This is a genomic window from Kitasatospora sp. NPDC057015 (assembly GCF_042673745.1).
Lineage (GTDB): Bacteria > Actinomycetota > Actinomycetes > Streptomycetales > Streptomycetaceae > Kitasatospora.
This window is the reverse complement of record NZ_JBHUSG010000042.1, coordinates 53,656-59,655: the sequence shown is the minus strand read 5'-3', so window position 1 is coordinate 59,655 and position 6,000 is coordinate 53,656. Positions and strand designations below refer to the sequence as shown.

Below are 6,000 nucleotides of genomic sequence, written 5' to 3'. Positions count from 1 at the left end.
CGGCCTCGACGCCTGAGCGCCGCTCGGGCGCAACGGCCCCTGCGCACCGCGGCGGGGCGGGGGCGGCGGGGCGCCCCCCCCCGGCCCCCCGGCGCTCGCCGCGGGCCGTCCGCAGGACCTCAGCCGCTCGCCGCGGGCCGTCCGCCGGAACCCCGCCCGCTCGCCGCGGGCCGGCTCACGGCACCGACGACGGCGCCCGCGCGTCCTCCCGGCGCAGCCGCAGTTCGCAGATCACGGCCCAGATCACCGAGACCACCGGCACCGCGACCACCGCGCCGATCACGCCGGCCAGGATGCCGCCGGCGATGACCGAGAGCGCGACGGCGACCGGGTGCAGACGGACCGCCCAGCTCATCACCAGCGGGTGCAGCAGATGGCCCTCGATCTGCCCGATCACCACGATGAGCGCCAGCACGATCAGTGCGGTGACCGGCCCCTTGGCGGCCAGGGCGACCACGGCGGCGATCGCCATCGCGACCGGGGAGCCGATCAGCGGCACCAGGGTGGCGAAGAACTCCAGCACCGTCAGCGGGAGTGCGAGCGGCACCCCGAGCAGGGCGAGGGCGATGCCGACCAGGGCCGCGTTGCTGGCGGCGACGATCATGATGCCCCGGGTGTAGCCGGCGAAGGTCCGCCAGGCGGCCCGACCGGCGTGGTCCCAGGTGTCCCGGGCGGTGAGCGGCAGCTGCCGCTCGCCCCACCGCCACATGCTCTCGCCCGAGTGGATGAAGAAGATCGAGCAGAACAGCGCGAGTGCGCCGCCGGTGACGATCTCCACCACCCGGCTGGCCTCGCTGACGGCACGGCTGACGAGAGTGGACCGGTGCTCGGAGAGGAAGGAGCCGATCTTCGACTGGAGGTCCGAGACGGTCTCCGGTTTGATGTGGAACGGCGCGCCCTTCAGCCACTGCTCGATCCGGTCGACGCCGCCGCGGAACTCGTCGCCCAGCTCCTTCCACTCGCCGGCGACGTTCTCGCCGATCAGCGCGAGCACTCCCGCCAGCAGCAGGATCGAACCGAGCATGGTGACCGCGACGGCCGGGCCGCGAGGCATCCACCGGCTGATCAGGTCGGTGATCGGGCGCAGCACCGCGGTGATCACCAGGGCCACGAACACCGCGATCACCGGGAGCACGAGCCGCCCCAGCAGGGACAGGACGGCGTACACCGTGCCGCCCACCAGCAGCAGCCGCCAGGCGTACCCGGCCGCGCGGTCCAGCCCCGGCGGCACCTGGCCGGCCCGGGGTGCGCCGCCGCGTGCCACCGGGCGGCGGGTGGCCGGCGTACCGGCCCGCGGGCGCCGGCGGTCCGGCCTGCCGTCCCGCTCCGGGTCCTGCCCGGCTGCCGCCCGAGGTGTCATGTTGCGGTGTGCCTTCCCTGTCCGTCGACCCACCTGTCGGCCCCGTCCCCGACGTTACGTCAGGGTGTCGCCGCTCCCGTCGCACCGGCCCGGCGCAGCGGCCACGTGTCGTCCGGCCACCCGGAGCAGCGATCACGTGCCGTCCGCGCGCCCTGAGTCGGTCACCCGGCGCCGGTCACCCTGAGCCGGTCACCCTGAGCCGGGGCCGAGCCCGACCCCCCGGCCGAGCAGCGCCGAGGCCGCCGTCGCCGCCATCACCAGGGTGGCGAGGAACGGGAGCCGGCTGTGCTCGCGCCCGGCCACGGGCAGCACGGCGAGCAGCGCCGTCGCGCCGGTGACGCCCAGCGCCGTCCAGCCCGCCGGGCCGGGCGGGCCCGGCGGCGCCACCGTCAGCACCGCGGCGGCCGAGAGCAGGGCCAGCGCGGCGAGCACCCGGGAGCGGGCCCGGCCCAGTCGCTGCGGCAGGCCCCGGACCCCGGCCGCCAGATCGGCCTCGATGTCCGGCAGCACGTTGGTGAGGTGCGCGCCGACCCCGAGCAGGGCGCCGCCGAGCACCGCCCAGACCGGCGGCGGGGGCGCCCCCGGCAGCCCGAGCGCGACGAAGGCGGGCAGCAGCCCGAACCCGAGCGCGTACGGGAGCCAGGACAGCGGCGTCCGCTTGAGGCCCAGGTTGTACGCCCAGGCGGCGCCGACCCCGAGCAGGTGGGCGAGGCCGGCGAGCAGTCCGACGGCCAGCGAGAGCGGTACGCACAGGGCCAGCGCGGTGGCGGCGGCGACGGCGAGCGTGCGCGGCCGGAGGGCGCCGGTGACCAGCGGTTTGTCCGACCGGCCGGCGGCCGTGTCGCGTTCGAGGTCGACCCGGTCGTTGCACCAGCCGACGGACAGCTGCCCGGTCAGGACGGCGCCCGCGACCAGCAGGCAGCGGCCCGGGGCGAGCCCGGAGGCGGCCGCCAGGGCCGTGACCACGGCGCTCACCACGACCGTCGGCTCGGGGTGACACGCCCGGACGAGTCCGCCGACCGACCCCGGAACCGGGTGGCCGGGCAGCCGAACTGAGGCTCCGGCAGGCTGTGTTCCGCTCTCTCCCACCCGACGATGCTAGACGCTCACCGTCCGTCATGTCCGAATGGCCGGTAATGCGGGCGATTCTCCTACTATGGGGCGATGACGCGAATCGCGGCCGTCCACGGAGTCCTCCCACCCCACCGCTACCGGCAGCACGAGATCCGGGACGCGCTCGCGCGGATGTGCCTCGCCGAGGGCGCCGACCGCGGAGTGCTGGACCGGCTGCACGCCGCCGCGGCGGTCGGCACCCGCCACCTGGCACTGCCGCTGGAGCGCTACGCCGGGCTCGGCGGCTTCGGCGCGGCCAACGACCTCTTCATCGAGAGCGCCCTCGACCTGGGGGAGCGGGCCCTGCGCGGAGCCCTCGACGAGGCCGGACTGCACCCCCGGGACGTCGACCTGGTGATCTGCACCTCGGTGACCGGGATCGCCGCCCCCTCGATCGAGGCCCGCCTCGCCCAGCGGGTCGGCCTGCGGCCCGACGTCAAACGGCTGCCGATCTTCGGGCTCGGCTGCGTCGCCGGTGCCGCCGGGATCGCCCGGCTGCACGACTACCTGCGGGGCCATCCCGGCGAGGTGGCCGTCCTGCTCTCCGTCGAGCTCTGCTCGTTGACCGTCCAGCGCGGCGACGGCTCGCCCGCCAACCTGGTGGCGGGCGCCCTGTTCGGGGACGGCGCCGCCGCGGTCGTCGCGGTCGGGCCGGACCGCCCCGGCGGACCGGCCGGACCGACCGTCCGCGCCACCCGCAGTCACCTCTACCCGGACACCGGGAGCCTGCTCGGCTGGCACATCCGCGACCAGGGCTTCCGGATCATGCTCGGCAGCGACCTGCCCGAGGTCGTCCGGGAGCAACTCGGCGTGCAGGTGGGCGCGTTCCTCGCCGACCACGAGCTCAAACGGGACGAGGTCACCGCCTGGGTCTGCCACCCGGGCGGCCCCAAGGTGCTGGACGCCGTCCGGGAGTCGATCGGCCTGCCCGCCAGAGCCCTGGAGCTGAGCCGGCGGTCGCTGGCCGAGGTCGGCAACCTGTCCTCGGCCTCCGTCCTGCACATCCTTCGCGACACGCTGGCCCTGCGCCCGCCGCTGCCCGGTACACCCGGGGTGCTGCTCGCGCTGGGGCCCGGCCTCAGCTCCGAACTCGTCCTCCTCACCTGGTAGGCACCCCATGGCCCCCTACACCCTGCTGGTGCTGCTGGTCGCCCTCGAACGGCTCGCCGAACTCGTCACCGCCCGGCGCAACGCCGCCTGGAGCCGGCGCCACGGCGCCACCGAGTACGGCAGCGGCCACTACCCGACGATGGTCCTGCTGCACGGCGGGCTGCTGGTCGGCTGCCTCGCCGAAACCGCCCTGGCGGACCGGCCGTTCATCCCCGCGCTCGGCTGGCCGATGCTCGTGCTCGCGCTGGCGGCGCAGGCCCTGCGCTGGTGGTGCATCGCCACCCTCGGCCCGCGCTGGAACACCCGGGTGATCGTCGTCCCCGGCCTGCCCCTGGTCGACCGCGGCCCCTACCGCCTGTTGGACCACCCCAACTACCTGGCGGTGGTGGTCGAGGGGGCCGCGCTGCCCCTGGTGCACAGCGCCTGGCTCACCGCGACCGCGTTCACCCTGCTCAACCTGCCCCTGCTGGCCGTCCGGCTGCGCTGCGAGAACGCCGCCCTCGCCGCCGCCCCGGCCGCCCCCTGACCGGGCCCGCCGTGATCGACCTGCTGGTCGCCGGCGGCGGACCGGCCGGACTCGCCACCGCCATCCGCGCAGCGCTCGCCGGCCTGGACGTGGTGGTCGCCGAGCCCCGCGCCACCCCGATCGACAAGGCCTGCGGCGAGGGCCTGATGCCCCCCGCCCTGCGCGGGCTCACCGGCCTCGGCGTCACCGTCCACGGCCACCCGCTGCGCGGCATCCGCTACCTGGACGGCGCCCACCGGGTCGCCCAGGCGCCCTTCGCCTCCGGGCCGGGCCTGGGCGTGCGCCGCACCGACCTGCACACGGCCCTCGCCCACCGGGCGGCCGAACTCGGCGTCCCCGTCCTGCCGGTGCGGGTGGACGGGATCCGCCAGTACGGCGACCACCTGCAGGCCGCCGGACTGCGCGCCCGCTACCTCGCCGCCGCCGACGGGCTGCACTCGCCGATCCGCCGCAGCCTCGGCCTGGCCCTGCCGGACGACCGCCCCGCCCGGTACGGGCTGCGCCGGCACTTCGCCCTCGCACCCTGGAGCGACCACGTGGAGGTGCACTGGTCGGCCCACTCCGAGGCCTATGTCACCCCGCTCGGGCCGGAGTTGGTCGGCGTCGCCGTCCTCACCAGCCGGCGCGGGCCGTTCGACCGGCAGCTGGCCGACTTCCCGCTGCTCGCCCGCAGGCTGCCGCCCGCGGCGGCGCTCGGCGCGGCCCGGGGCGCCGGCGCGCTGCGCCAGCGCGTGCGCCGCAGGGTCGCCGGCCGGGTGCTGCTGGTCGGCGACGCCGCCGGCTACGTCGACGCGCTGACCGGGGAGGGCATCTCGGTGGCGCTGGCGGGGGCCGCCGGACTCGTCGACTGCTTGCTGGCCGGGCGTCCGCAGGCGTACGAGCGCGTGTGGAGCCGCAGCACCCGGCGCTACCGGCTGCTCACCGAGTCCCTGGTACGGCTGCGCGGCCGGCCGGCGGCGGCCGCCCGGATCGTCCCGGTGGCGGCCCGCTGGCCCGGCCTCTTCGCCACCGCGGTCCGGTGCCTGGGCTGACCGCCGGTCGCCGCCCGGACCGCGAGCCGGCCGCCGAGCCCCGGCCGCGGGTCAGGCCTCGGTGAGCAGCAGCTCGCGCAGCCGCCCCCGGAGCCCGTCGCTGAGGCCGAGACCGTCCCGGAGGTAGGCCTCGGGGCCGCCCCAGTGCTCGCGTACCGAGTCCCAGGCCGCCCGGAGGTACTCGGGGCGGGCCTCGAAGATCGGGCGCAGCAGGGTCCACACTTCGGAGCCGGGCTCCGGGACGCTGCCGTCGGCCCGCCGGAACCGGTAGGCCTGGGCGGGGTCGTTGCTGGCCAGGTAGTCGGCGAGGATCGCCTCCTCGGGCACACCCAGTGCCAGCAGCACGACGGCGACCGCCCAGCCCGCCCGGTCCTTGCCGGCCGAGCAGTGGACGACGGCGGGCAGCCCGCCCGGCTCGGCCAGCAGCCGCAGGATCCGCCCGTGCTCCTCGGTGCGGGCGAGCACCCGGTTGCGGTAGGCGGCGATCATGCGGGCCTCGCCGCCGCCGTCGGCCAGTGCGGCCCGCAACGCTGCCAAGTCCCCCTCGCGGAGCAGCCCGTGGAACTTCGCCCCGGCCGCCGGGTCGGTGAGCGCGATCGACAGGTGCGAGGCGCCCGGGATCGGCACGTCCGTCCGCTCCGCGCGCAGGTCCGCCGTCCCCCGCAGGTCGATGACCGACCGCAGGCCGAGGGCGACCAGCGCCGCCACGTCCTGCGCGGTCGCGTGGGCCAGGTGCCCGCTGCGGAACAGCAGGCCGCGCCGGACGGACCGGCCCTCGCCGGCCGGCAGCCCGCCGACGTCGCGGAAGTTGCGGACTCCGGTGAGGTTCGGTGCGGTGTGCTGCTCCACGGCGGGGCTCC

General features: G+C 76.8%; 6 protein-coding genes. 3 read left to right on the top strand and 3 right to left on the bottom strand.

Features of this window, described 5'->3' with window-relative positions:
- Nucleotides 1–175: 175 nt before the first annotated feature.
- Nucleotides 176–1,360, bottom strand: a complete 1,185-nt coding sequence (locus ACFTWP_RS30910) for an AI-2E family transporter (RefSeq protein WP_380268243.1) — start codon at nucleotides 1,358–1,360, stop codon at nucleotides 176–178.
- A 189-nt stretch (nucleotides 1,361–1,549) separates the two neighbouring features.
- On the bottom strand, nucleotides 1,550–2,335 hold the full coding sequence (locus ACFTWP_RS30905) for a UbiA family prenyltransferase (protein ID WP_380268242.1): 786 nt from the start codon (nucleotides 2,333–2,335) through the stop codon (nucleotides 1,550–1,552).
- Nucleotides 2,336–2,524: 189 nt separating this feature from the next.
- Here ACFTWP_RS30905 and ACFTWP_RS30900 point away from each other — a divergent pair, with 189 nt between their 5' ends.
- From ACFTWP_RS30900 to ACFTWP_RS30890, 3 genes are read left to right on the top strand one after another with little or no spacing between them, the layout of a single operon-like run.
- Entirely contained in the window at nucleotides 2,525–3,583 is a 1,059-nt protein-coding gene (locus ACFTWP_RS30900) for a type III polyketide synthase (RefSeq protein WP_380268241.1), read from the top strand.
- 7 nt (nucleotides 3,584–3,590) lie between these two features.
- Complete coding sequence (locus tag ACFTWP_RS30895; RefSeq protein ID WP_380268240.1) at nucleotides 3,591–4,109, top strand: isoprenylcysteine carboxyl methyltransferase family protein; 519 nt, start codon at nucleotides 3,591–3,593, stop codon at nucleotides 4,107–4,109.
- Between the two features lie 11 nt (nucleotides 4,110–4,120).
- Nucleotides 4,121–5,140, top strand: coding sequence for an NAD(P)/FAD-dependent oxidoreductase (locus ACFTWP_RS30890; protein WP_380268239.1), 1,020 nt, complete (start codon nucleotides 4,121–4,123; stop codon nucleotides 5,138–5,140).
- A 51-nt stretch (nucleotides 5,141–5,191) separates the two neighbouring features.
- Here the strand turns inward: ACFTWP_RS30890 and ACFTWP_RS30885 are convergent, their stop codons facing one another.
- A complete protein-coding gene (locus ACFTWP_RS30885) occupies nucleotides 5,192–5,989 on the bottom strand; it encodes a tyrosine-protein phosphatase (RefSeq protein WP_380268238.1) in 798 nt (265 codons plus the stop codon).
- Nucleotides 5,990–6,000 lie beyond the last annotated feature (11 nt).